Annotated in this window: 24 protein-coding genes; 19 read left to right on the top strand and 5 right to left on the bottom strand. The window is 72.4% G+C overall.

All coding sequences use genetic code 11. The features are described 5' to 3' along the window. Window position 1: 1 nt before the first annotated feature. From LXN57_RS19825 to LXN57_RS19835, 3 genes are read left to right on the top strand one after another with little or no spacing between them, the layout of a single operon-like run. Complete coding sequence (locus tag LXN57_RS19825; RefSeq protein ID WP_221376830.1) at window positions 2–409, top strand: roadblock/LC7 domain-containing protein; 408 nt, start codon at window positions 2–4, stop codon at window positions 407–409. Window positions 410–440: 31 nt separating this feature from the next. Then, window positions 441–803: a DUF742 domain-containing protein gene (locus tag LXN57_RS19830; RefSeq protein WP_127499757.1), complete on the top strand. Its 363-nt coding sequence runs from the start codon at window positions 441–443 to the stop codon at window positions 801–803. Next, on the top strand, window positions 784–1,404 hold the full coding sequence (locus tag LXN57_RS19835; RefSeq protein ID WP_221376829.1) for a GTP-binding protein: 621 nt from the start codon (window positions 784–786) through the stop codon (window positions 1,402–1,404). The genes LXN57_RS19830 and LXN57_RS19835 overlap by 20 nt, the downstream gene beginning before the upstream one ends. A 273-nt stretch (window positions 1,405–1,677) precedes the next feature. Here LXN57_RS19835 and LXN57_RS19840 read toward each other — a convergent pair whose 3' ends face one another. After that, window positions 1,678–2,805 carry a uroporphyrinogen-III synthase gene (locus LXN57_RS19840; protein WP_251799654.1) on the bottom strand — a complete coding sequence of 376 codons (1,128 nt, stop codon included), beginning with the start codon at window positions 2,803–2,805 and terminating at the stop codon, window positions 1,678–1,680. Window positions 2,806–3,455: 650 nt separating this feature from the next. On the opposite strand from LXN57_RS19840, the gene rplM reads away from it, so the two are divergent. The 3 genes from rplM to glmM all read left to right on the top strand — a co-directional run bounded on the left by rplM (window position 3,456) and on the right by glmM (window position 5,911). Continuing rightward, a complete protein-coding gene (gene rplM, locus LXN57_RS19845; RefSeq protein WP_215792927.1) occupies window positions 3,456–3,899 on the top strand; it encodes a 50S ribosomal protein L13 in 444 nt (147 codons plus the stop codon). 20 nt (window positions 3,900–3,919) lie between these two features. Next, window positions 3,920–4,417 carry a 30S ribosomal protein S9 gene (gene rpsI, locus LXN57_RS19850; protein WP_251799655.1) on the top strand — a complete coding sequence of 166 codons (498 nt, stop codon included), beginning with the start codon at window positions 3,920–3,922 and terminating at the stop codon, window positions 4,415–4,417. A 141-nt stretch (window positions 4,418–4,558) separates the two neighbouring features. Then, on the top strand, window positions 4,559–5,911 hold the full coding sequence (gene glmM / locus LXN57_RS19855) for a phosphoglucosamine mutase (protein WP_251799656.1): 1,353 nt from the start codon (window positions 4,559–4,561) through the stop codon (window positions 5,909–5,911). A 151-nt stretch (window positions 5,912–6,062) separates the two neighbouring features. On the opposite strand, the gene LXN57_RS19860 is transcribed toward glmM, so the two are convergent. After that, window positions 6,063–7,244 carry a pyridoxal phosphate-dependent aminotransferase gene (locus tag LXN57_RS19860; protein ID WP_251799657.1) on the bottom strand — a complete coding sequence of 394 codons (1,182 nt, stop codon included), beginning with the start codon at window positions 7,242–7,244 and terminating at the stop codon, window positions 6,063–6,065. A gap of 58 nt (window positions 7,245–7,302) precedes the next feature. Further along, window positions 7,303–8,139: an MmpS family transport accessory protein gene (locus tag LXN57_RS19865; protein ID WP_251799658.1), complete on the bottom strand. Its 837-nt coding sequence runs from the start codon at window positions 8,137–8,139 to the stop codon at window positions 7,303–7,305. 168 nt (window positions 8,140–8,307) lie between these two features. On the opposite strand from LXN57_RS19865, the gene glmS reads away from it, so the two are divergent. After that, a complete protein-coding gene (gene glmS, locus LXN57_RS19870; RefSeq protein ID WP_251799659.1) occupies window positions 8,308–10,191 on the top strand; it encodes a glutamine--fructose-6-phosphate transaminase (isomerizing) in 1,884 nt (627 codons plus the stop codon). A gap of 20 nt (window positions 10,192–10,211) precedes the next feature. On the opposite strand, the gene LXN57_RS19875 is transcribed toward glmS, so the two are convergent. After that, a complete protein-coding gene (locus tag LXN57_RS19875; RefSeq protein ID WP_251799660.1) occupies window positions 10,212–11,675 on the bottom strand; it encodes an alpha/beta hydrolase in 1,464 nt (487 codons plus the stop codon). After that, window positions 11,672–11,959 (bottom strand): hypothetical protein, encoded by a 288-nt coding sequence (locus LXN57_RS19880; RefSeq protein WP_251799661.1) that lies wholly within the window; start codon window positions 11,957–11,959, stop codon window positions 11,672–11,674. Before LXN57_RS19880 ends, LXN57_RS19875 begins: the two co-directional genes overlap by 4 nt. A 156-nt stretch (window positions 11,960–12,115) precedes the next feature. Here LXN57_RS19880 and LXN57_RS19885 point away from each other — a divergent pair, with 156 nt between their 5' ends. The 12 genes from LXN57_RS19885 to LXN57_RS19940 all read left to right on the top strand — a co-directional run bounded on the left by LXN57_RS19885 (window position 12,116) and on the right by LXN57_RS19940 (window position 23,799). Then, entirely contained in the window at window positions 12,116–12,484 is a 369-nt protein-coding gene (locus LXN57_RS19885) for a holo-ACP synthase (RefSeq protein WP_221376821.1), read from the top strand. Between the two features lie 88 nt (window positions 12,485–12,572). Continuing rightward, window positions 12,573–14,033, top strand: coding sequence for an NAD(P)H-hydrate dehydratase (locus LXN57_RS19890; protein ID WP_251799662.1), 1,461 nt, complete (start codon window positions 12,573–12,575; stop codon window positions 14,031–14,033). 35 nt (window positions 14,034–14,068) lie between these two features. Beyond that, window positions 14,069–15,196 carry an alanine racemase gene (gene alr, locus LXN57_RS19895; RefSeq protein ID WP_251799663.1) on the top strand — a complete coding sequence of 376 codons (1,128 nt, stop codon included), beginning with the start codon at window positions 14,069–14,071 and terminating at the stop codon, window positions 15,194–15,196. Then, window positions 15,193–16,284: an alpha/beta fold hydrolase gene (locus LXN57_RS19900; RefSeq protein WP_251799664.1), complete on the top strand. Its 1,092-nt coding sequence runs from the start codon at window positions 15,193–15,195 to the stop codon at window positions 16,282–16,284. Before alr ends, LXN57_RS19900 begins: the two co-directional genes overlap by 4 nt. Then, the gene (tsaE, locus tag LXN57_RS19905; RefSeq protein WP_251799665.1) at window positions 16,281–16,751 is read left to right on the top strand and encodes a tRNA (adenosine(37)-N6)-threonylcarbamoyltransferase complex ATPase subunit type 1 TsaE; all 471 of its coding nucleotides are present in this window, start codon (window positions 16,281–16,283) and stop codon (window positions 16,749–16,751) included. The genes LXN57_RS19900 and tsaE overlap by 4 nt, the downstream gene beginning before the upstream one ends. Before the next feature lie 72 nt (window positions 16,752–16,823). Then, on the top strand, window positions 16,824–17,516 hold the full coding sequence (locus LXN57_RS19910; protein WP_285904645.1) for a uracil-DNA glycosylase: 693 nt from the start codon (window positions 16,824–16,826) through the stop codon (window positions 17,514–17,516). Between the two features lie 81 nt (window positions 17,517–17,597). Continuing rightward, window positions 17,598–18,503 carry a tRNA (adenosine(37)-N6)-threonylcarbamoyltransferase complex dimerization subunit type 1 TsaB gene (tsaB, locus tag LXN57_RS19915; RefSeq protein WP_251799666.1) on the top strand — a complete coding sequence of 302 codons (906 nt, stop codon included), beginning with the start codon at window positions 17,598–17,600 and terminating at the stop codon, window positions 18,501–18,503. Continuing rightward, window positions 18,503–18,937 carry a ribosomal protein S18-alanine N-acetyltransferase gene (gene rimI / locus LXN57_RS19920; RefSeq protein WP_251799667.1) on the top strand — a complete coding sequence of 145 codons (435 nt, stop codon included), beginning with the start codon at window positions 18,503–18,505 and terminating at the stop codon, window positions 18,935–18,937. The genes tsaB and rimI overlap by 1 nt, the downstream gene beginning before the upstream one ends. Continuing rightward, window positions 18,930–19,982 carry a tRNA (adenosine(37)-N6)-threonylcarbamoyltransferase complex transferase subunit TsaD gene (tsaD, locus tag LXN57_RS19925; protein WP_251799668.1) on the top strand — a complete coding sequence of 351 codons (1,053 nt, stop codon included), beginning with the start codon at window positions 18,930–18,932 and terminating at the stop codon, window positions 19,980–19,982. The genes rimI and tsaD overlap by 8 nt, the downstream gene beginning before the upstream one ends. Window positions 19,983–19,991: 9 nt before the next feature. Further along, window positions 19,992–20,246 carry a hypothetical protein gene (locus LXN57_RS19930; protein ID WP_221376813.1) on the top strand — a complete coding sequence of 85 codons (255 nt, stop codon included), beginning with the start codon at window positions 19,992–19,994 and terminating at the stop codon, window positions 20,244–20,246. Window positions 20,247–20,311: 65 nt separating this feature from the next. Then, complete coding sequence (locus tag LXN57_RS19935) at window positions 20,312–22,003, top strand: ABC transporter ATP-binding protein (RefSeq protein ID WP_251799669.1); 1,692 nt, start codon at window positions 20,312–20,314, stop codon at window positions 22,001–22,003. After that, complete coding sequence (locus LXN57_RS19940) at window positions 22,000–23,799, top strand: ABC transporter ATP-binding protein (RefSeq protein WP_251799670.1); 1,800 nt, start codon at window positions 22,000–22,002, stop codon at window positions 23,797–23,799. The genes LXN57_RS19935 and LXN57_RS19940 overlap by 4 nt, the downstream gene beginning before the upstream one ends. The last annotated feature ends 218 nt before the right edge of the window (window positions 23,800–24,017 follow it).

Raw genomic sequence — 24,017 nt, forward strand, 5'->3', positions numbered from 1 at the left:
GGTGACCAGGCCCCCCACCATGCAGGACATGGGCTGGCTGCTCAACAACTTCGCCAACAGCGTCGCCGGCATCGCCCACGTCGTGGCGGTGTCCGCCGACGGACTGCTGCTGGCGGCGTCGCGCGACCTGCCGGCCGACCGCGCCGACCAGCTCGCCGCCATCACCTCCGGCGTGGTCAGCCTGACCGACGGCGCCTCCCGCATGTTCAACGCGGGCGCGGTCAACCAGACGATCATCGAGATGGACAGCGGATACCTGTTCCTCATGTCGATCAGCGACGGCTCCTCGATGGCCGTGCTGGCCGCCCGCAGCTGTGACGTCGGCCAGGTCGGCTACGAGATGGCGCTGCTGGTCGAGCGGGTCGGCGCCTCGCTGTCGCCGGTGGCACGCGAAGCAGTCAGTCATTAGTCGCCGGCTCGACGGAAGGGGGTGAACGCGCGTGGGCCAGCCACAGGACCCGAGAGGCAACCTGGTGCGCCCGTACGCGGTCACCCGCGGACGGACGGAGCCGCGTCGGGACATCCCGATCGAGGCCGTTCTGGTGGCCAGCCAGGCCGGTCTGCAGGAAGCCCGGTTCGCCGGGCATGACAAATACCGCATCGCCGTGCTGTGCGAGGCGAAGGCGCAATCGCTGGCCGAGCTCTCGGCGCTGACCCGGCTTCCGCTGGGTGTGGCTCGGGTGCTGGTCGCGGACATGGTGGCCGACGGGCTGCTGTCGTTGCACAGCGCCGCTCCCAAGACTGGGTTCACGGAGCGGATGGATCTGCTGGAAAGGGTGTTGAGTGGACTTCGCAAGCTCTGAGCGGGCGGGGGCGCAACCCAAAGAGATCACTTCGGCGAAGATCGTCGTCGCCGGAGGTTTCGGCGTGGGGAAGACGACGTTGGTCGGAGCGGTCTCCGAGATCGAGCCGCTGACCACCGAGGCCGTGATGACCTCGGCCGGGCAGGGGATCGACGACGCGTCCAAGGTGCCCGGCAAGGGGACCACCACGGTGGCGATGGACTTCGGCCGCATCACGATGGCCGACGACCTGATCCTCTACCTTTTCGGCACCCCCGGACAGACCCGTTTCTGGTTCATGTGGGACGAGCTGATCCGCGGTGCGGTCGGCGCGGCCGTGCTGGTCGACACGCGGCGCATCGCCGACGCGTTCGCCCCGCTCGACTACTTCGAGAACCGTCATCTGCCCTATCTGGTCGCGCTGAACTGCTTCGACGGCGCGCCCCGTTACGAGCCGGACGAGGTGCGGGAGGCGCTGGCCATCCCGGCCCACGTGCCGCTGGTCATGTGCGACGCCCGCCACCGCGATTCGGTGAAGCAGGTGCTGGTGGGGGTTGTGGAGCACGCGATGGCGACATTGGTTGCCGAGCAGAGCGGCGGATACCGGACGCCGGTCGGCTGAGGCTCGTTCCCCACACAAGATCAAAAGCAAGTGTCGTGGCGGGGGTGAATGCTGCCCCCGCCACCTCTTGTTTTCAGGGTCAAAGGCCAGATGTCGTAGCCGGGTGGTGGGTGCAGACCGCTGCTCCCGCCGAGGGCCGCGGCGGGGTGAGCTGGGCGCTGGCGCGCCCATAACGCTCACCCCACCACGGCGACGTGCGTGAGTGGTTGCGCCAACTTCGGAAAACCCGTGCCGGGACGTTCACTGTGGTTCCGGGAATGACGGCCGGAGCTGTCAGACGGGTAGGCGGTAGCCGCGTTTGACTACTGTCTGGATGACGCCGGGGGCGCTCAGGCCGGCGCGTAGGCGGGCGACGGCCATTTCGACGGCGTGTTCGTCGGCGCCCCGGGGAAGGGCGTGCAGCAGCGCAGCCCGGGAAAGGACGCGGCCGGGAACGGCGGCCAGGGCGCGCAGCACAGCCATGGGCGCGGGCGCCAAGGGGCGCAGCTCGCCGTCGACGATGGCGGCGTGGCCGCGCAGGGTCAGCGAGTGGCCGGCCACCTCCAGCGAGAGCGCGCGCCGAGGCAGCTCGTCGACGATAGTGCGGACCAGCGAGCTCAGCCGGGCCCGGGTCGGCGTGACCACCGGCACGTTGTGGCGGCGCAGCGGTGCGGCCGTGACCGGGCCCACGCAGGCGGCCAGGACGTCGCCGCGCAGGGCCTCCAGCACGGCGTCGGAGCCGGGGCCGGCCGTGCGCAGCAGGGCTTGAACGGCCGGGGCGGCGGTGAACGTGACCGCGTCGACCAGCCGGGCGGTGATCAGGTCGACCAGGCGGTGCAGCGGCGCGGGGTCGGTGGGCGCCGCCCAGCGATAGACCGGCACCTCGATCACCCGGGCGCCCGCCTGCTCCAGAGCCTCGGTGTATTCGGGCTGGCTCTCGCCGTGCAGCTGCATGGCCACGGTAAGGCCGCTGATGCCGCGTGACCGCAGGTGGTCGGCGACCTCCTCGTAGCTCTCGCCCTCGGGCGACCACTGGTCGTGCAGCCCGGCCGCCCGGACAGCGGCACGGGCCTTGGGGCCGCGAGCCACCAGATACGCTCCGGCGAGCACGGCCCGCAGCGGCTCGGCCAGGCCCCAGCCCTCGGCCGCCTCGAGCCAGCCGCGCATGCCGATGCCCGTGTTGACCAGCACGATGTCGGGCGGGGTGTCGAGGCAGGCCCGGGTGGCCGCCTTGAGCTCGGCGTCGTCGGCGATCGGGACGATCCGCAGGGCGGGAGCGATCACCACCCGGGCGCCGCGGCTCTCGAGCAGGTGGGCCAGCTCGTCGCGGCGGCGGTCGGCGGTGACGCCGACCGTGAAGCCGGAGAGCGACGCCGCCGGCTCGGACAGGGCGGCCGCCGTGATGACCGTCCGCTCCGTCATCGGGGCTCTTTTTCCAGTATCAGAAGTCGTGGCGCGGCCGTCCGGTCCACCGAAGGGCACGCTCGGAGTACGCCGTCCTCAGCGTCGACCCGCTCCCATGTCACGCCTGCGTTCTCCGCCATACCTCCGGCCGGCGCGCGCCACGACTCCTCTTCGCCGAACCGGGAAGCCGGTTCGGCGGTCACCGTCAGGTCCGTCCTCAACCCTGGCGGTGGCTTATCCATAGTGCGTCCTCCGCGCACGCCCGAGCCACGCTGGGCCCGCGTCGTCGAGGTGTCAGCACCATTGGCCATGACGGAAGCGTGCCGGTGAGGAATTTCGCCCTTGCGTCCCGTTTGTTTCGAGCCTGCTAAGACGTATCGACCTGTGACCTTCCCAACCTCCGATCCCGGTGTCGGGCGCGTCCTCGAGAGCGGGTATGCTTGGCAACGGTTATTCTTGGAGGTCGCGTCCGTACCCACCGGGGGTTCGTGTGCGGGGCCACCGATCGTGTTGCTCCGTTGCACGTTTTGACCACGCGCCGCGCAGCCGGGTATTGTTGCCTGCTGTTGTGCGACAGCTGCGAGCCCACTCCCCGGGGGTAGGCTTGATGCTCGCGTTCGCCGCGACCAGCGCGCGACCCCAGACCGACGACAAGACAAGGTAATTCTGTGCGTACGTACAGCCCGAAGCCGGGTGAGATCGAGCGTCAGTGGCACATTATCGACGCTTCTGACGTCGTTCTGGGCCGGCTGGCCACCCACACCGCGACCCTCCTGCGCGGCAAGCACAAGCCGACCTTCGCCCCGCATGTCGACACCGGCGACTTCGTGGTGATCATCAACGCCGGCAAGGTCGCCCTGACCGGCAACAAGCGGCAGACCAAGGTCGCTTACCGCCACTCGGGTTACCCGGGCGGCCTCAAGCAGGTCGGCTACGAGGAGCTGCTGAGCAAGCGCCCCGAGAAGGCGATCGAGCTGGCCGTCAAGGGCATGCTCCCGCACAACAAGCTCGCGCGGCAGATCATCAAGAAGCTGAAGGTCTACCCGGGCGCTGAGCACCCGCACGCGGCGCAGCAGCCCCAGCCGTTCGAAATCACCCAGATCGCGCAGTGAGCGCGGGAGAAGGCAGCAGCATGTCCGACGTTATCGAGCCCGAGGTCGTCGAGACCGTCGAGGAGCCCGCTGAGACGGTCGTTGTGGTCGAGACGCCCGCGCCGGCCCCGGTCCGCGCCCCGCGTCCCGGTGACCGTCCCATCCAGACCGTCGGCCGCCGCAAGGAGGCCATCGTCCGTGTGCGCCTCGTGCCCGGCACCGGCAAGATCACCTGCAACGGTCGCGACCTCGAGGCCTACTTCCCGAGCAAGGTGCACCAGCAGCTCATCCGTGAGCCGCTCGTCACCGCTGAGAAGGACGAGCAGTTCGACGTGATCGCGAACCTGCGCGGCGGCGGCATCACCGGCCAGGCCGGTGCCCTCCGTCTCGGCATCGCGCGGGCGCTCATCACGAACGAGCCCGACGACCGCCCCGCCCTCAAGAAGGCCGGCTTCCTCACCCGTGACGCCCGCGTCAAGGAGAGCAAGAAGTACGGTCTCAAGAAGGCCCGCAAGGCTCCGCAGTACTCGAAGCGCTGATTTTGCGCCGAGTCTGACACGGCCGGGTTGCGCCCCCTGGTGTTCTTCAGGAGGCCGGCCCGGCCGTTTTGCGTTCCCTCCCCTTCTCAACGCATCCGGCTCGCCTCCCCTGGAGGGGTGAACCGGCGAAAGGAAGCCTCCATGGGGCGTCTGTTCGGCACCGACGGCGTACGCGGGCTCGCGAACGGCGAACTTCTCACCCCGGAACTGGCCCTCAGCGTCGCCGTCGCGGCCGCGCGGGTGCTGGTCGAGAGCGACAGCAGCCACCAGCCGCTGGCGATCGTCGGGCGTGATCCGCGGGCCAGCGGCGAGATGCTCGAGGCGGCCGTGGTCGCCGGGCTGACCAGCGCCGGGGCCAACGTGGTGCGGGTCGGCGTGCTGCCCACCCCGGCCGTGGCCTTCCTGGTCGGCCAGACCAACGCCGACCTCGGCGTGATGCTCTCGGCCTCGCACAACCCGATGCCCGACAACGGGATCAAGCTCTTCGCCGCCGGCGGCACCAAGCTGCCGGACGAGCTGGAGGAGCGGATCGAGCAGGCGGTCAAGGACGGGCACGGGCTGATCGGCCGCCCGACCGGCGCCGGCATCGGGCGGGTCCACGACCTGCTGGACGGCGCCGAGCACTACGTGAAGCACCTGGTCGGCTCGGCCCCGCACAGCCTCGCGGGCATCAAGGTCGTCGTCGACTGCGCGAACGGCGCCGCCAGCGAGGTCGCGCCGGTGGTCTACGAGGAGGCCGGCGCCGAGGTCATCGCGATCCACGCCGACCCGGACGGCCTGAACATCAACGACGAGTGCGGCTCCACCCACCTCGACAAGGTGCGCGACGCCGTGCTGGCCGAGGGGGCCGACCTGGGCCTGGCGCACGACGGCGACGCCGACCGCTGCCTGGCCGTGACCGCCTCGGGCGACGTGGTCGACGGTGACCAGATCATGGCGATCCTGGCCCTGGCCATGCGCGACGCGGGCACGCTGACCGACGACACCCTGGTCGCGACCGTGATGAGCAACCTGGGACTGCGGATCGCCATGAAGCAGTCCGGCATCAAGCTGATCGAGACCAAGGTCGGCGACCGCTACGTGCTGGAAGAGCTGGCCGCCAAAGGCCTGGCGCTGGGCGGCGAGCAGAGCGGGCACATCGTCATGCCGGCCTACGCCACGACCGGCGACGGCGTGCTGACCGGCCTGCACCTGATGGCCCAGCTCGCGTCGACCGGCAAGTCGCTGGCCGACCTGGCGTCGGTCGTGCACCCGTTGCCGCAGGTGCTGATCAACGTCCGCGTCGGTGACCGGGCCGCGGGCGCCTCGGCCCCGGCCGTGCAGGCCGCCGTGGCGCTGGCCGAGAACGAGCTGGGCGAGACCGGCCGGGTGCTGCTGCGCCCGTCGGGCACCGAGCCGCTCGTCCGGGTGATGGTCGAGGCCGCCACCGAGGAGCAGGCCCGCGAGGTCGCCGAGCGCATCGCCGACGAGGTCCGTTCGGCATCCCCCGCCTGACAGCAACATCGAACACGGGCCAGTCCTTCGCGGGCCGGCCCGTTTCGCTCATCCGCCGCGCCGCTCGGCATGCTTACCCGCCGCGCGGCTTGGCAATGCTTATCTGCCGCGCGGCTCGGCAATGCTCATCCGCCGCGCAGCTTGGCGGGGCTTATCCGCGGCCCAGCTTGGCGAGGCGCTGAGCGGCCTCGTCGATCACGGATTCGCGCTTGCAGAAGGCGAAGCGGATCAGATGACGGCCCGCGGCCCGGTCGTCGTAGAACACCTGCGTGGGCACGGCGACCACGCCGCATCGCTCGGGCAGCTCCCGGCAGAACTCGATGCCGTCCGTCCCACCCAGCGGCCGGATGTCGGCCGTCACGAAGTAGGTGCCGTCCGAGGGCTGCACCGCGAAGCCGGCCTCGGCCAGCCCGGCGGTCAGATGGTCGCGCCGGGCCTGCAACTCGTCGCGGAAGCCGGTGAAATAGTCGTCGCCGAGGCCCAGCGCCACCGCCACGGCCGGCTGCAACGGGCCCGCGTTGACGAAGGTCAGGAACTGCTTCACCCGCGTCAGCGCGGAGACCAGGCGCTCCGGCCCGGTGGCCCAGCCAACCTTCCAGCCCGTGCACGAGAACGTCTTGCCGGCCGACGAGATGCGCAGCGTGCGCTCCCGCATGCCCGGCAGGCCGGCCAGGGGCACGTGCGGCTCGGCGGCGTCGGTGAAGACCAGGTGCTCGTACACCTCGTCGGTGACGGCGTACGTGTCGTGCTGCCGGCACAAGTCGGCGATCAGGCCCAGTTCGGACCGGGTGAACACCTTGCCGGTCGGGTTGTGCGGCGAGTTGAGCAGCACCAGACGGGTGCGCGGGCCGAATGCCGCCCGCAGCTCGGCCTCGTCGAAGCCGTAGCGGCCGCTCGCCACCGGGCGCAGCGTCACCGGCCGCCGGACCGCGCCGGCCAGCGTGATCGAGGCCGCGTAGGAGTCGTAGTACGGCTCGAACGTGACAACCTCGTCGCCCGGCTCGCAGAGCGACAGGATGGCGGCGGCAACCGCCTCGGTGGCGCCGGCCGTGACGACGACCTCGCAGCCGGGGTCGCGCGGAAGGGCCCAGAAGCGCTGCTCGTGCTCGGCGATAGCCTCACGCAGGGCCGGGATGCCGGGCAGGGGCGGGTACTGGTTGGCGCCCTCCTGAAGGGCGCGCGCGGCGGCGGCCAGCATCTCGGCCGGGCCGTCGGTGTCGGGGAAGCCCTGGCCCAGGTTGATCGACCCGGTGCGTGTGGCCAGGGCGGACATCTCGGTGAAGATCGTGGTGCCGAACGGGCGCATCCGCTCGACCAGTGGGTCACTCGTCATCTGCTCGCCTTGGTCTCCGCTCGGCTGCTGTCTGTTCTGCCCGCTCGGCCGGTCGCGCTCAGTCGATCGCGAAGTGGATGCACGAGGCCGTGGCCACGTTGCTCGCGCTGGAGGTGCGCTGCTTGACCTCGGCCCCGTCGACCTGGGCCCGGCAACTGATCGTGCCCTCCGACGTGCCGATCCGCATCGCGACGACCGAGACCAGGGCGGGCGTTTCCATCTTGGTGCTGAACTTCCACGGCAGGTCGACGTTCTCGATCCGCTTGGGAGTGTCGCCGAGCTTCTCCACGTACAGGATCTGCGACGCCTTGCCCTCGCCGCTCACCTCGTACGTCACCGAGATCTGGCGACCGTCGAGGCCGGGCGCGGCCGGCAGGCTGGGCAGCGCGGTGGGCAGATCCGGCAGCTCGGTCGGCAGGTCGGGGACCTGCGGCGCGGCCGAGGGCAGGTTGGTGATCGGCTCGATCGCCTTCTCGGCCCGGTCGGCCACGTTGCGGGCGATCAGCACACCCGCGGTGGCGACGCCGCCGCAGAGCAGGAGCGTGATCGCCACGAGCACCGCCACGATCGGCAGCTTGCTCTTGCGCGGCGGGCGCCCGGGCGGGCCCGGGTGGGGCTGCGGCGGCGGATAGCCCGGCTGGGCGTACTCCGGTGGGGGATAGCCCGGCTGGGCGTACTCCGGCGGCGCGTACCCGGGCTGGGCGTAACCGGGCGCGGTGTAGGCCGGCGGCGGGAATTGATCCGTCGGGGTGGCCGGGAACTCCGACGTCGGTGGATAGTCGGGATTCGGCGGCTGCGGTAGCGGCGCGGATCCAGGCGTGAACGACGGCGGGTGCCACGCACCCGGCTCAGAAGTGCCGTCCGGCTGCCGATTGTCGGGCTGATTGCTCAACATGTCTCCCGAAGCGAGCGCGCTGTCGTGGCGCGGTAGCCGACGGTACGCCAATGACGCCAGCCGTCCGAGGGCGCCGTCGGCCTTTCGGTCTGTTCTGCGCAGCCTGTGTGCTCGAAAGGGTGCCTCTCGCGCATGACGGGTGAGCGGTCGTCGGCTAGAGTCACCGCCATGTGTGGCATCGTGGGGTACGTCGGCGGTCGTCCGGCGCTCAGCATCGTTATTGACGGACTGCGCAGGCTGGAATACCGCGGGTACGACTCCGCCGGTGTCGCCGTGGTCGACGACGGCGCGCTTCTGACCGAGAAGAAGGCGGGCAAGCTCGCCAACCTCGAGAAGGCGCTCGCCGAGGCGACCCAGCCCGGCATCGCCGCCGGCAACACCGGCATCGGGCACACGCGGTGGGCGACGCACGGCGGCCCGACCGACCGCAACGCGCACCCGCACGTCTCCCAGGACGGCCAGGTCGCGGTCATCCACAACGGCATCATCGAGAACTTCGCCCGCCTGCGCGCCGAGCTCGAGGCGACCGGCGTCGAGTTCACCAGCGACACCGACACCGAGTGCGCCGCCCACCTGCTCGCGGCCGAGGTGCGCGCGCTGCGCGAGTCCGGCCACGCCGAGGGGCCGCAGCTGCTGGCCGAGGGCATGCGCCGTACGGTGCGCCGGCTCGAGGGCGCCTTCACCCTGCTCGCCATCGACGTGCGGACGCCCGACGCGGTCGCCGCCGCGCGGCGCAACTCGCCGCTGGTCGTGGGCCGCGGCGAGGGCGAGAACTTCCTGGCCAGCGATGTCTCGGCCTTCATCGAGTACACCCGCGAGGCGATCGAGCTGGGCCAGGACCAGGTTGTCCTGATCACGCCGGCCGGCATCGAGATCACCGGCTTCGACGGCTCCGCCCAGCAGGGCAAGGAGTTCCACATCGACTGGGACGCCTCGGCCGCTGAGAAGGGCGGCTTCGACTACTTCATGCTCAAGGAGATCGCCGAGCAGCCGCAGGCCATCGCCGACACGCTGCTGGGCCGGCTCTCCGACCGCGGCGAGATCGTCCTCGACGAGGTGCGGCTCACCGATCAGGACCTGCGCGACGTCGACAAGATCTTCATCATCGCCTGCGGCACGTCCTACAACGCGGGCATGGTCGCCAAGTACGCCATCGAGCACTGGGTGCGCCTCCCGTGCGAGGTCGAGCTGGCCAGCGAGTTCCGCTACCGCGACCCGATCCTCGACCGCTCGACGCTGGTGATCGTGATCAGCCAGTCCGGCGAGACGATGGACACGCTGATGGCGCTGCGCCACGCCAAGGAGCAGAAGGCCCGGGTGCTGGCCATCTGCAACACCAATGGCTCGACGATCCCGCGCGAGTCGGACGCGGTGCTCTACACGCACGGCGGCCCCGAGATCGCAGTGGCGTCGACCAAGGCGTTCCTCACGCAGCTGGTCGCCTGCTACCTCATCGGCCTGCACCTGGCCCAGATCCGCGGCGTCATGTACGCCGACGAGGTCGCCGCCGTGGTCGAGAAGCTGCAGACCACGCCGGACAGCCTGCGCACCCTGCTCGGCTCGATGGAAGAGGTGCGCGCGCTCGGCCGCGACCTCAAGAGCGCCTCGACCGTGCTCTTCATCGGCCGCCACGTCGGCTACCCGGTGGCGCTGGAGGGCGCGCTCAAGCTCAAGGAGCTCGCCTACATGCACGCCGAGGGCTTCGCCGCGGGCGAGCTCAAGCACGGGCCGATCGCCCTGATCGACGAGGGCACGCCGGTGGTCTGCGTGGTGCCGTCGCCGGCCGGCCGCGGCGTCATCCGCGACAAGGTCGTCTCGAACATCCAGGAGGTGCGCGCCCGCGGCGCCCGCACCATCGTGATCGCCGAGGAGGGCGACGACAGCGTCGCCGCCTACGCCGACCACCTGATCCCGGTGCCGGCCACACCGACGCTGCTGGCCCCGCTGATGACCACCGTGCCGCTGCAGATCCTGGCCTGCGAAATCGCCTCTGCTCGCGGCCACGACGTCGACCAGCCCCGCAACCTGGCGAAGTCGGTCACCGTCGAATAGCCCGTCGTGCCCCGTGGCCGTCATCGCGCTGTGCCCAGCGTGATGGCGGCCATCGTGTCGAGCGAGGGCGTTCCTTTCTCCCAGTAGCCGACGTGGCCGCTGCCCGGATCGCTGGCGAACACCCGGGCGCCGAACCCGGGGTCGCTCGGGTTGGTGCCGAACCACAGGTCGCGCTCGGGCCGCCCGAAGGCCAGCCACGACCCGGTCACCGGCACCCCGGCCGCCACCACAAGGTCACGGACGAGCCCGCCGGGGGCCACCGCCGCGTACTGGACGACGTCGCTGCGCGCGGTGGTCGACCACACCTCGCCGTCAGGCATGCGCAGTTCCCGGGCCGATCCGGCCCCGACGCCGGGCGAGCCCACGAAGACGACGCCGTCGGCCGCGAACCCGCCCGCGGCCGCCGCCCGGCCGACCACCAGCGACCCGTAGCTGTGGCCGAGTACCACCTGCCGGGCGGGCGGGCCTTCGTGACCGGCCCGCAGCCCCTCCTGGAACTGCCGCAGCGCGGGTGCCGCGGCCTCGGCCCGGCGCGCGCTCGCTGCCTCGCCGACAAAATCCGGGGCGTCGTAATCGAGCCAGAGCACCGCGCTGGTCGACGACCGGGGGCTCAGCTCGGCGGCGCGCTCGGCGACCCGCTCGGCGCGGGCCAGTTCGCCGCCGAACGAGGCCAGATCGGCCGTCATGCCCGGCACGTGGGTGAGCACGTTGGTGGCCCGGCCGGGATCGCCGAGCGCCACCACCGCCCGGCCCTCCTCGCCGATGTCGAGGCTCAGCAGATAGGCCCGGGGGCCGTTCTCGTCGCTGAGCCGGTCGCTCAGCGCGGCCAGCCCGTCGCGCACCTCGCGCAGACGATCGCGGTCGTGGCCGGTGGCGCCGGCGATCGCGCGGTCGAGCTCGGCCCGGCGGTCGTCCAGCAGGAGCCGGTTGGCGATGTCGCGGTCGGCGGCCGGCAGCCCGTCGAGCCCGGAGAGCCAGGCGGCCTCGGTCGCCAACAGCCAGTTGCGCTCCCCGGCCGCGAGCGCGGACCACCATCGGCGAACGTCGGCCGGCGGTGTGGTGCAGTCGGGGCGGCCGGCTGCGGGTGGTGGCTGGGCCGGGGTGTGCATCGCCTCGGCCAGCCGCGTCAGCCGGTCGGTGGCCTCGGCGTCGGCCCGGGCAGCCAGCGCGAGCGCAGCCGCACGATCGTGGCCGAGCAGCGCCCGGGCCCGGGCCAGGGTCGCGGCGAACTCGCTGGCTGCCTGGTCGGCGAGCCAGCAATGCAGCCGGAACAGGGTGAGCCGGCGCCGCAGCTCGCCGAGACGGTGCGTCGCTGCCGTCGACGCGGCGCCCCGCCAGACGCCGCCGACGGCGGTCACCCGCGTGCCGAACTCGGCGGCCAACCGGCCCGCGAGTGCCGCCCAGCGCTCCCAGGACAGGGCGAGCGCCCGCCAGCGTGCCGGGTCGGTGACACGCAGGCGGGCGTGCACGGCCGCGGTGGTCATCGGGTGAGCCGCAGACGGGTGACGGCCCGGGCGTCGGCCAGCTCGTAGGCCGCGGCGGACTCGCTGACCCGGCGAGCGGTCTCGCCGATGTCGGCGCCGAGCAGCGCGAGCTGGGCGCGGGCGGCCTCGGCGGCCTGCTGGGCCGCGTCGGCGGCGGCCCAGCGCGGGATGGCCGGGTTCGGCGGTTCCTCCGCGGTCGCGGCGGTGACCCGGTCACCGGTGGCGGCCATGTCGGACGCGGCACGTCGCAGCGCTTCGGTGTCGACTTCGAGATCGGGGTTCATCGGACGCCCTCCCTGGATCCGGCGATGGGATGCGCCGACGTTAGGGGTCGCGAGGCGGCTGCGGGGCGGCCTGTGGACGACGGCCGCCCGCTGTCCACAGGCCGGGTACGCCGCTCGCCCCCGTGCTAAAGGGCGGCGCCCGATAGGGTTGTGGCCGTGATCGTGGCTGTCGGCATCGATGTGGTCCTGGTGGAGCGCTTCGCCCGTGCCCTCGACCGGACGCCGTCGCTGGCGGTGCGGCTCTTCACCGAGGGCGAGCGGCTGAGCGGCTCCGGAAATCCGCGGTCGGCCGAGTCGCTGGCCGCCCGCTTCGCGGCCAAGGAAGCGGTCGCCAAGGCGCTCGGGGCGCCCGCGGGCATGCTGTGGCACGACTGCGAGATCGTCGCCGATCCGGACGGGCGGCCCTGGCTCACGGTCTCCGGCACGGTCGCCGCGGTGGCCGTCGAACGCGGGATCAACCGGTGGCACCTCTCGCTGTCGCACGACGGCGGCATCGCGTCGGCGATGGTGGTCGCGGAATCCTGACAACGTTCTGACCTGCGCGGGCGCGAAAATGTCGCCCCTGTGCGCTAGAACAGTCGGCATCGTCTCGTCGGAGAAGGCTGGAGGACCGATGCGGCAGGCATGGCGGGTCGCGGATGTGCGCGCGGCGGAACGAACCCTGATGGCGGCGCTGCCCGAGGGCACGCTGATGCAGAGGGCGGCGGCCGGGCTGGCGCGGCGGTGCGCCCTGCTGCTCGATGAGTCCGGTGGCGTCTACGGCGCGCGGGTGCTGCTGCTGATCGGCAGCGGCGACAACGGCGGCGACGCGCTCTATGCGGGCGCTGCCCTGGCCCGGCGGGGCGCCCAGGTGCGTGCGCTGCTGCTGCGGCCCGACCGCGTTCATCTGGCCGGCCTGCAGGCGTTGCGCGCGGCCGGCGGTTTCACCGTGCGTGAGCTGCCGGAACGCGCCGACCTGGTGCTTGACGGCATCGTCGGCATCGGGGCCAGCGGTGGTCTGCGCCCGCCGGCGGCGGCTCTGGTGCGACGGCTGGGCGATCTGCGCGGCCGGGCGGGCGTACGGGCCGCCGTCGTCGCCGTGGACGTGCCGAGCGGCGTGGCCGTCGATACCGGCGACGTGCCCGGCGAGGCGGTGTCGGCCGATGTCACCGTCACCTTCGGCTGCCTCAAGCCCGCCCATGTGGCCGGTCCGGCCGCGGTGCGCTGCGGTCAGGTCGAACTGGTCGACATCGGCCTCGGGCCGGAGCTGCGGATCGACCCGGCGCTGTCCGTTCCCGACTCGGGTGACGTCGCGCGGTGGTGGCCGCAGCCCGGCCCCGACTCCGACAAATACACCCGCGGCGTGGTGGGCATCGCCACCGGTTCCGCCACCTATCCGGGCGCCGCGCTGCTCGGGGTCAGCGGTGCGCTGGCCGGCCCGGTGGGCATGGTCCGCTACGCGGGCAGCGCCCACGCCGAAGTCGTCCGCGCTCACCCGTCGGTGGTCGCCGCGCCCCGGGTGGCCGACACCGGGCGGGTGCAGGCCTGGGTGTGCGGTTCCGGTCTGGGCACCGACGACGAGGCGCGCACCACCCTGCGCAGCGTGCTGGCCACGTCGCTGCCAGTGGTTCTCGACGCCGACGCGCTGACCATGCTGATCGACGGCAAGCACGCCGAAGACCTGCGCCGGGACGCCCCGATGGTGCTCACTCCGCACGACGGCGAGTTCAAGCGTCTGGCCGGCGAGGCGCCCGGCTCCGACCGGGTTGGCGCGGCCCTCAAGCTCGCCGCCTGGACCAACGCGGTGGTGCTGCTCAAGGGCGACCGCACGATCGTGGCTACCCCGGCCGGCGAGGCGCTGGTCAACCCGAGCGGCACGTCCGCCCTGGCCACGGCGGGCAGCGGCGACGTGCTGGCCGGTTTGCTGGGGTCGCTGCTCGCCGCGGGTCTGCCGCCCGAGCAGGCGGCGGCCGCCGCGGCGTACGTTCACGGGCTGGCCGGGCGCCGGGCCGCTGCCGACGGCCCGGTGACCGCACCCGACATCGCCGCGGCACTGCGCCCGACCGTCCGGGATCTCACCTCCGAACTGCCGTAACGGAATTCGTCATACCGATCAGTAGGCTGGGAACCATGTGGCAGGCCGAGGTCCGGGTTGATCTGGACGCCATCCGGGACAACGTCGCGTTGCTGCGCGCCGGCACCACCGCCGAGGTCATGGCGGTGGTCAAGGGCGACGGTTACGGGCACGGCATGCTGCCGTCGGCGCGGGCCGCGCTGGCCGGCGGCGCGAGCTGGCTCGGGGTGGCGACCCTCGACGAGGGCCTGGCCCTGCGCCGGGCCGGGTTCGAGGTGCCGGTGCTGGCCTGGCTGCACTCGCCCGGTCTGCCGCTGCACGAGGGCGTCGCCGCCGACATCGATCTCAACGCGGGCAGCCTCGAGCTGCTCGGCGAACTGGTGGCCGCGGCCCGCCGGGCCGAGCGCACGGCCCGGGTCCACCTCAAGATCGACACCGGCCTGGCCCGGGGTGGCGCCACCGCGGCCGAGTGGCCCGCGCTGCTCGAGGCCGCGGCCAAGGCCCAGGTCGACGGCGACATCGAGGTCGTCGGCATCTGGAGCCATTTCGTCTACGCCGATGAGCCGGGCCACGAGACCGTCGACCACCAGCTGGCCGCGTTCGCCGACGGGCTGGCGGTCGCCGAGCGCTACGGCATCACGCCGCGCTACCGGCACATCGCCAACTCGGCGGCCACGCTGACCCGTCCCGACTCCCACTACGACCTGGTGCGACCGGGCATCGCGGTTTACGGGCTGTCGCCGGTCGCGGGCGAGACGTTCGGGCTGCGGCCGGCGATGACGGCGCGGGCCCGGGTCGCCCTGACCAAAAGGGTGCCCGCCGGTCAGGGTGTCTCCTACGGGCACACCTACGTCACCGAACGCGAGACGACTCTGGCGTTGGTGCCCCTGGGCTACGCCGACGGGGTGCCGCGGGCCGCCTCCAACGCCGGGCCGGTGCAGCTCGGCGGCAAGCGCCGCACGGTCGCCGGCCGGGTCTGCATGGACCAGATCGTGCTGGATGTCGGCGACGACCCGGTGGCCGCGGGGGATGTGGCGACGCTGTTCGGCCCGGGCGACGACGGCGGCCCGACCGCCGACGACTGGGCCGGCGTGGTCGGCACGATCAACTACGAGATCGTGACCCGCTTCGGCAGCACCCGGGTGCCCAGGGTCTACGACGGTGAGCCGGGGGGTGCGGCATGAGTCCGGCGAAAAAACCGGCGCCGGGGTCGTCGCGGCGGGCGAAACAGGTCGGCATCGCCGGCGCCGCCGTCGGTGTGCTCGCGGCCGGTCTGGCCACGGCGTTCGCGGTCGAGCGGGTGCTGGTGCGCCGCTCGGTCAACGCGCCCGGCGACCCGCACCTCGACGAGCCGTTCGGCGATCAGCCGTTCGACAGCGAGCTGACCGTCACCGCGGCCGACGGCACCGAACTGCACGTCGAGATCGTCGAGCCCACGCAGCCCGGCCCCCAGCCGACGATCGTCTTCGTGCACGGCTTCGCGCTCGACATGGGCACCTTCTATTTCCAGCGCAAGGCGCTCACCGAGCAGGGCGACCACCGCCTGGTCTTCTACGACCAGCCCGGGCACGGCCGGTCGAGCCGGCTGCAGTCCGGCGACTACGACATCGCCGCCCTCGGCAAGTCACTGGCCGCGGTGCTCGACGCGACGGTGCCGGACGGGCACATCATCCTCGTCGGGCACTCCATGGGCGGCATGACGATCATGGCGTTCGCCGAGCAGTACCCGGAATGGTTCGGCCGGCGGGTCACCGGCGTCGTGCTCATGTCCACCTCGGCCGGTCTGATCGACAAGACCAGGCTGGGGCTGCCGACGCTCGTGGCCCGGGCCAGCGCGCCGTTCTTCCCGCTCTGGGGCAAGGCGGCCCACCTGGGCGGCACCAAGATCGACCGGGCCCGGGTGGTGTCGTCCGACCTGGCCTGGTTGCTGACCCGGCGCTACGGGTTCGGTGAGCCGAAGCCCAGTCCCTCGTTGGTCACGTTCGTGGAGAGCATGAACTCCAAGACCTCGGTCGAGACGCTGACGAAATACCTGCGCACGCTCTACACCCACAACCGCTTCCCGGCTCTGTCGGCGCTGCGCGGGGTGCCGGTGCTGGTGATCGTGGGCACGAAGGACTACCTGACCCCGGTGACCCACTCGGAAGAGATCCTCCGGCGCCTGCCCGAGGCCGAACTGGTCAAGGTGGACAACAGCGGCCACGTGGTGATGCTCGAGAAGGCCGACGAGGTCAACGCCGCGCTGCTGCCGTTCCTGGAGAAGATCTCGTGAAGCTGCCCACCGTCGACGACACCCGTGAGTTCGGGCGGCGGCTCGCGTCGATCCTGCGCCCGGGCGACCTGGTGCTGCTGACCGGCCCGCTCGGGGCCGGCAAGACCGCGATGGTGCAGGGCATCGGAGCCGGCCTCGGGGTGGCCGGGCCGATCACCTCGCCGACGTTCGTCATCGCCCGGGTGCACCGGGGCCGCACGCCGCTGGTGCACGCCGACGCGTACCGGCTGGGCGACAGCCCCGATCCGCGGGCCGAGATCGACGACCTCGATCTGGACGCCTCGGCCGACGACGCGGTCACCGTGGTCGAGTGGGGCGCCGGCCTGGTCGAGCAGCTCAACGACGAATACCTGCAGGTGCGGATCGACCGCCTCGACGACGACACCCGGGTGGTCGAGCTGGTGCCGCACGGCGGCGACTGGGCGACGCGCCTGTCGCAGCTCACCGGGAAACACCCAGCCGGCTGAGACAGCTACGCCGTGCGCTCGCGCGGCGGAACAAAGGCCGTGCGCTCGCGGCCGACACCGGAAAGGGAGACTGTGAATCTGGCGGAGATGCTGCCGGCCGACTGGCGGGCCGAGCTGGCCGGCTTTCTCGACGAGAAGGCGACGGCCGCGCTGGGCGAGTTCGTGGCCGCGGAATACGCGGAGCACACCATCTATCCGCCGATCGAGGACCTCTTCGCGGCCTACCGGCTCTGCCCGCCCGAGCAGACCCGAGTGCTGATCCTCGGCCAGGACCCGTACCACGGCCCGGGGCAGGCGCACGGGCTCAGCTTCAGCGTGCGCGAGGGTACGCGGATCCCGCCCTCGCTGCGCAACGTCTTCAAGGAGCTGGCCGCGGACGTCGGGGTGGCCCCGCCGAAGGCCGGCGATCTCACAGGCTGGGCCCGGCAGGGCGTGCTGCTGCTCAACGCGGTCCTGACGGTCCGGGCCGGGGCGGCGGCCTCGCACAGCGGCAAGGGCTGGGAGGCCTTCACCGACGCCACGATCCGCGCTCTCAACGCCCGCGACGACCGGGTGGTCTTCCTGCTCTGGGGCGGCTACGCCCGGAAGAAGGCCGCGCTGATCACCAACCCGGCCCACGTGGTGCTGGAGGCCGGCCATCCGAGCCCGCTCAACCGAGCGGGCTTCCTGGACTCCCGCCCGTTCAGCGCGGCCAACAAGGCCCTGGCCGACGGTGGCCGCCGGCTCATCGAGTGGGACCCGCGGACCGAGCCGGCTGCCGGCTGACCGCGGTGAGGTGGGCCATTACCAGCCCTGACCGGGTGGTCGGTGCGTCGGGTGGAGGTGGCAGCGCGTTAGGGTCGGTGCGTGCTTGTGCTGGCTCTTGACACCGCGACCCCCGCCTCCACCGCCGCCCTGGTCGAGGTGACTGCTGACGGGCTGGTCGGGGTGGCCGAGCGGCGTACCGTCGACCCCCGGGCGCACGGCGAGAAGCTCGCTCCCGAGATCGAGGGCGCGCTGGCCGAGGCCGGGGTGCGCCCGGGCGACCTCGGCGCCATCGTCGCGGGCCTGGGGCCCGGGCCTTACACCGGGCTGCGCGTCGGACTGGCCACGGCGGCGAGCATGGGGCAGGCGCTGGGCATCCCGACGTACGGCGTCTGCTCCCTGGACGGTCTGGGCCGGGCCGCCGGGCCGGGGCGGGTGCTGATCGCAACCGACGCCCGGCGGCGTGAGGTCTACTTCGCCACCTACCTCGACGGCGTCCGCGTCCTCGGTCCCGACGTGGCCCGCCCGGCCGATGTGGCCGCGGGGATCGTGCGGGCCGGCACCGCGACCACCAGCCGTGCCCGTAACCGCCGGGCCACCGAGGCCGCGGCCCTGGCCGAGTCCGAGATCCTCGAGGCCGCCACGGCACTGGCCGGCGCCGACGCCGCCCGGGTGGCCGCCGCGCTGGCCCGCGCCGAGGCCGACAACCTGATCGGCCAGGCCACCGCCCGCGACGACGGTGTCGACGTGACCGGCCGCGAGCCGGTGGTCCGCGAGTCGAACGTCCACGGGCTGGTCGACCGGGCCGCGGGCGAGGGCGTCCTCAAGTACGGCGAGATCTTCGGCGTACCGGTCGAGGAGCACCTGCTCTACCCGCCCGGCGCCGCTCTCGTTGCGCTGGCCGCCGACCGGATCCGGGCGGCCGCGCCCAGCGACCTGCTCACCCCGCTCTATCTGCGCCGGCCCGACGCGGTCGAACCGGCGGGCCGCAAACCGGTGCTGACCTGATGCTGATCGAACGTTTCCGCTGGTGGCACATCGCCGAGGTGCTGCCGCTGGAGGCGGATCTGTTCGGCGACGAGAAGTGGTCGGGCGCCATGTTCTGGAACGAACTGGCGCAGCGAAACTTCTACGTCGTCGCCACCGAGGGCGAAGAGCTTCTCGGGTACGCCGGTCTGGCCGCGACCCAGGACGAGGCCTGGGTGCAGAACATCGCCGTCCGCCGCACCGGCCAGCGCCGCGGCACCGGACGCGCCCTGCTCGAGGCGCTGCTGGCCGAGGCCGGCCGGCTCGGGATCAAGCAGACCCTGCTCGAGGTCGCGGTCGACAACGCCCCGGCCCAGCACCTCTACGCGACGTACGATTTCGAGCCCGTCGGAGTCCGGCGCGGCTATTACCAACCCAGCAACACCGACGCCCTGGTGATGATGCGCAATGGCTGACGAACCCCTCGTTCTCGGCATCGAGACGTCCTGCGACGAGACCGGTGTCGGCATCGTGCGCGGACACACCCTGCTGGCCGACGCGCTCGCGTCCAGTGTGGATCAGCACGCCCGGTTCGGCGGCGTGGTGCCCGAGGTGGCCAGCCGCGCCCATCTCGAGGCGCTCGTCCCAACCATGCAGCGCGCCCTGGCTGAGGCGAAAGTGACTCTGGCCGACGTCGACGCCATCGCGGTGACCAGCGGGCCGGGTCTGGCCGGGGCGCTGCTCGTCGGGGTCGCGGCGGCCAAGGGGTACGCGCTGGCCGCCGAGAAGCCGATCTATGGCGTCAATCACCTCGCCGCCCATGTGGCCGTCGACACCCTCGAGCACGGTCCGCTGCCCGAGCCGGCCATCGCGATGCTCGTCTCGGGTGGACACTCCTCGCTGCTGCTGGTCGACGACCTCACCAGCGGCGTCACCCCGCTCGGGGCCACTATCGACGACGCCGCGGGCGAGGCGTTCGACAAGGTGGCGCGCCTGCTGGGGCTCGGCTTCCCCGGTGGTCCGATCATCGACCGTATGGCGGAAGAGGGTGACCGGCGGTCAATCGTCTTCCCCCGTGGCCTCACCGCGCCGAAAGACCTCGCCGCCCACCGGTTCGACTTCTCGTTCTCGGGGCTCAAGACCGCGGTCGCCCGCTGGGTCGAGGCACGCGAGCGCGCCGGCGAGCCGGTGCCGGTCGCCGACGTCTCGGCCTCGTTCCAGGAAGCAGTGTGCGATGTGCTCACGGCCAAGGCGATCGACGCGTGCCGGGCCAACGGCATCCGGACGCTGCTGATCGGTGGTGGCGTCGCGGCCAACTCGCGACTGCGGGTGCTGGCCGGGGAGCGCGCGGCCGAGCACGGCATCGAGGTGCGCGTGCCCCGGCCGTCGCTCTGCACCGACAACGGCGCGATGGTGGCCGCGCTCGGTTCTCGTCTGGTCGCCGCCGGCGTCGCCCCGAGTCGTCTCGATCTGCCGGCCGATTCGTCCATGCCATTGACCGCGGTCAGCGTGGCGGGGTAGGAAACTCCCATGATCGCTCGGATGTGGGAGATACGGGCCTCGCGCAGCGGCTTCGACGATCTGCTGGCGTGGGTCTGCGACGTGGCGGTGCCCCGCATCGAGGTGCTGCCGCAGCACGTGTCGAGCGACATCTACTCGTCCACCGACAACCGCATCGTCGTGATCTCGAAGTGGCGCAACACCCCGCAGGATCTGCCGGCCCCACCGGCCAAGCTGATCGCCCGCGCGCCCCATGTATGGGACTTCACACCGGTCGATCGCTAGGTCGTTCGTGCGGGCGGAAAAGCCGTCGCAAACTGTCGGACCCCGCCCGTAACGTCGGGGCCACGATGCGAAATCTCCCCGACGCCGACCCCGGCGTCCCCGACGAACGGTCCGCCGTCGCCTACCTGCGATGGCTGATCCGCCGTGCCTGGCGGCCGCTCTACGCGGCCGTCGCGCTCGCCGTCCTCTGGATGCTCTGCCAGGCCCTGGTCCCGGCCATCGTCGGCCGGGCGATCGACGCCGCCACCGGCCGCGACCGCCGCGCCCTGCTGATCTGGAGCCTGGCGCTGCTGGCGGCCGGCATCGGGCAGGCCGCGTTCGGCATCGCCCGGCACCGGTTCGCGGTGGTCAATTTCCTGGGCGCCATGTTCACCACGGTGCAGGTCACGGTCCGCCACGCCGGGCGGCTCGGCTCGGCGCTCGCCCGCCGCCTCGACACCGGCGAGGTCGTGGCGATCGGCACGTCCGACATCCGCCAGATCGGGTCCGCGATCGACATCACCGCCCGCGGCACCGGCTCGCTCGTCGCGGTCGTCACGGTGACGGTCGTCCTGCTCACCACCTCGGTGCCGCTCGGCCTCGTGGTGGTGCTCGGTGTGCCGCTGCTGATGGCGGTGGTCGGCCTGTTGATCCGTCCGCTGCACCGCCGCCAGGCGGCCTCGCGGGAACAGCAGGGCGTTCTCACCGGGCGGGCGGCCGACCTGGTCGGCGGTCTTCGGGTGCTCCGCGGCATCGGCGGTGAGGCGGTACTGGGCGAGCGCTACCGGCACGAGTCGCAGAAGCTGCGCGCGGCCGGGGTGCGCACGGCCCGGGTCGAGTCGCTGCTCGAGGCGGCCCAGGTGCTGCTGCCGGGCATCTTCCTGGTGCTGGTCACCTGGCTCGGGGCCCGGTTCGCGCTCACCGGCCGGATCACCGTGGGTCAGTTGGTCTCCTTCTACGCGTACGCGGCCTTCCTGGTCACACCGCTGCGGCAGCTCACCGAGGCGATCGACAAGCTGACCCGCGGCCATGTCTCGGCCCGCCGGGTCGTGGGCATGCTGCGGGTGACCACCGATTTGCCCGATCCCGCGGTGGCTGTCCCGGCCGAGCGGTTCCGTGGCGAACTCGCCGACCCGTCGTCCGGCGTGACGATCCGGCCCGACGAGATCACCGCGATCGTCGCCTCCGTGCCGGCTGAAGCGGCCGTCATCGCCGACCGGTTGGGCCGCTACGCCGACGGCGCCACCGTCGGCGGCGTGCCGCTGAGCGAGTTCGAGCTGACCACCGTCCGCGAACGCGTGCTGGTGGCCGACAACGACGCCCGCCTGTTCACCGGTCCGCTGCGGGCCGACCTCGACCCGTACGACAGCGGCCGGTTGCCCGCGGCGCTGCACACCGCGGCCGCCACTGACATCGTCGAGGCGCTGCCCGGCGGTCTCGACAGCGAGGTCGCCGAGCGGGGCCGCACGTTCTCGGGCGGCCAGCAGCAGCGGTTGCGGCTGGTGCGGGCGCTGGTCACGGATCCCGATGTGTTGATCCTGGTCGAGCCGACCAGCGCCGTCGACGCGCACACCGAGGCGCGCATCGCTGACCGGCTGATCACCGCCCGTGCCGGCCGCACGACGGTGATCTGCACGTCCAGCCCGCTGGTGCTCGACCGCACCGACCGCGTGCTCTTCGTCGAGCACGGCCGCGTGGTGGCCGAGGGCAGCCACCACGCTCTGCTGACGAACGAGCCGGGCTACGCCCGCACGGTGCTGCGCGAGGAGGACAAGTGACCAACCTGTTGCCGGTGGCCGACGGCGCCCAGGTGCGGCGCTATGCTCGCGAGCTGATCCGGCGCTATCCACGCGCGCTCGGGATCACCCTCGGGCTGCACGTGCTGGCAGCCGTTGCCGGGCTGGTCGGGCCGAAACTGCTGGGCGACCTGGTCGAGGCCATCCGGCACGACGAGGGTGTCGGGGTGGTCGACCGGCTGGCCGTTGCCATCGCCGGGTTCGTGGTGCTGCAGGCGGTGCTGACCAGGTTCGCCCATCTGGCCTCGGCCCGGCTCGGCGAGCGGGTGCTCGCCCGCCTGCGCGAAGACTTCGTCGACCGGGTGCTCACCCTGCCGCTCTCCACTGTCGAGCGCGCGGGCTCGGGCGACCTGCTGACCCGCACCACCCGGGACGTCGATGCGCTGTCGCGGTCGGTGCGCCTCGCCGTGCCCGAGACGATGATCGGCCTGATCACGGTCGTGCTGGTGGTCGCGGCGATGGTGATCACCAGTCCGGTGCTCGCGGTCCCGCTGCTGATCGCGGTGCCGATCATCGTCGTCGGCACGAGGTGGTATCTGCGCCGGGCGCCGGCGGCCTACCTGCGGCAGAACGCGGTCTATTCGACCGTGACCGACGGGCTCGCCGAGACGGTCGAGGGCGCGCGTACGGTCGACGCGCTGCGCCGCCGCCGGCAACGTACAGACCGGTCCGACGCCGACCTGCGCCGGTCCTGGGTCGCCGAGAAATACACGCTGTTCCTGCGTACGGCGTATTTCCCCGTCATCGACATCAGCTATGTGCTGCCCGTGTTCGCCACGCTGCTGGTCGGCGGATGGCTCTACCTGCGTGGCTCCGTGTCGCTGGGGCAGCTGACGGCCGCGGTGATCTACGTGCAGATGCTGATCGACCCGCTCGACCGGCTGCTCGGCTGGCTCGACGAGGTGCAGATCGGGGCCGCGTCCCTGGCCCGGCTGCTCGGGGTCGCGGCCGATGCCGCCGAGCCCGAACCGCACGGGGCCGAGCCGGTGGGCGCACGGATCGAGGTGCGGGGAGTCCGATTCTCCTATGTGGCCGGTCGCGAGGTGCTGCACGGCCTCGACCTGACTCTCGAACCGGGGGAGCGGCTCGCCGTGGTCGGCCCGTCCGGGGCGGGCAAGTCGACACTGGGCCGGCTGCTGGCCGGCGTGCACGAGCCGACCGGCGGCACCATCCGGGTAGGTGGCGTGCCGCTGCACGACCTGCCGCTCGACCGGCTGCGCACCGAGGTGGCGCTGGTGACGCAGGAGCACCACGTCTTCATCGGCACGGTGCGCGACAACATCGCCATGGTGCGGCCGGGCGCCGGCGACGACGAGGTGCGCGCCGCGCTGGCCGCTGTGCACGCGCTCGACTGGGCCGAGGCGCTGCCGCAGGCGCTCGAGACCATGGTCGGGGTCGGCGGGCATCCGCTGTCGGCGGCGCAGGCACAGCAGCTGGCACTGGCCCGGCTGGTGCTGGCCGACCCGCACACGCTGGTGCTCGACGAGGCCACCTCGCTGATCGACCCCCGCGCGGCCCGCGACCTGGAACGCTCCCTGGCCGCTGTGCTGCAGGGGCGCACCGTGGTGGCCATCGCGCACCGGCTCTTCTCGGCCCACGACGCCGACCGTGTCGCCGTCGTCGAGGACGGCCGCATCACCGAACTGGGCTCGCACGCCGAGCTGGTCGCGGCCAACGGTCCCTACGCCGCCCTGTGGCGCTCCTGGCACGGCGAGCGTGTCGTCGATCCGGACGACGCCCCGGCGGAGCACACGGCGCAGGCCCCGGCCAGCCGCTGACGCCAGGCCGGCCGCGCACGTCGTAATCGTGCCAGGTTGCGGACGTGCGCCGCTTGCGGGTCGGGCAGAGCGGGTCGGGCAGAGCGGGTCGGGCAGAGCGGGTCGGGCAGAGCGGGTCGGGCAGGCCGGGTCGGGCGCAGTGGGTCGGGCAGGCCGGGTCGGGCGCAGTGGGTCGGGCAGGCCGGGTCGGGCGCAGTGGGTCGGGCAGGCCGGGTCGG

The sequence above is a fragment of the Paractinoplanes hotanensis genome, from assembly GCF_023717965.1.
GTDB classification, from domain to species: Bacteria; Actinomycetota; Actinomycetes; order Mycobacteriales; family Micromonosporaceae; genus Actinoplanes; species Actinoplanes polyasparticus.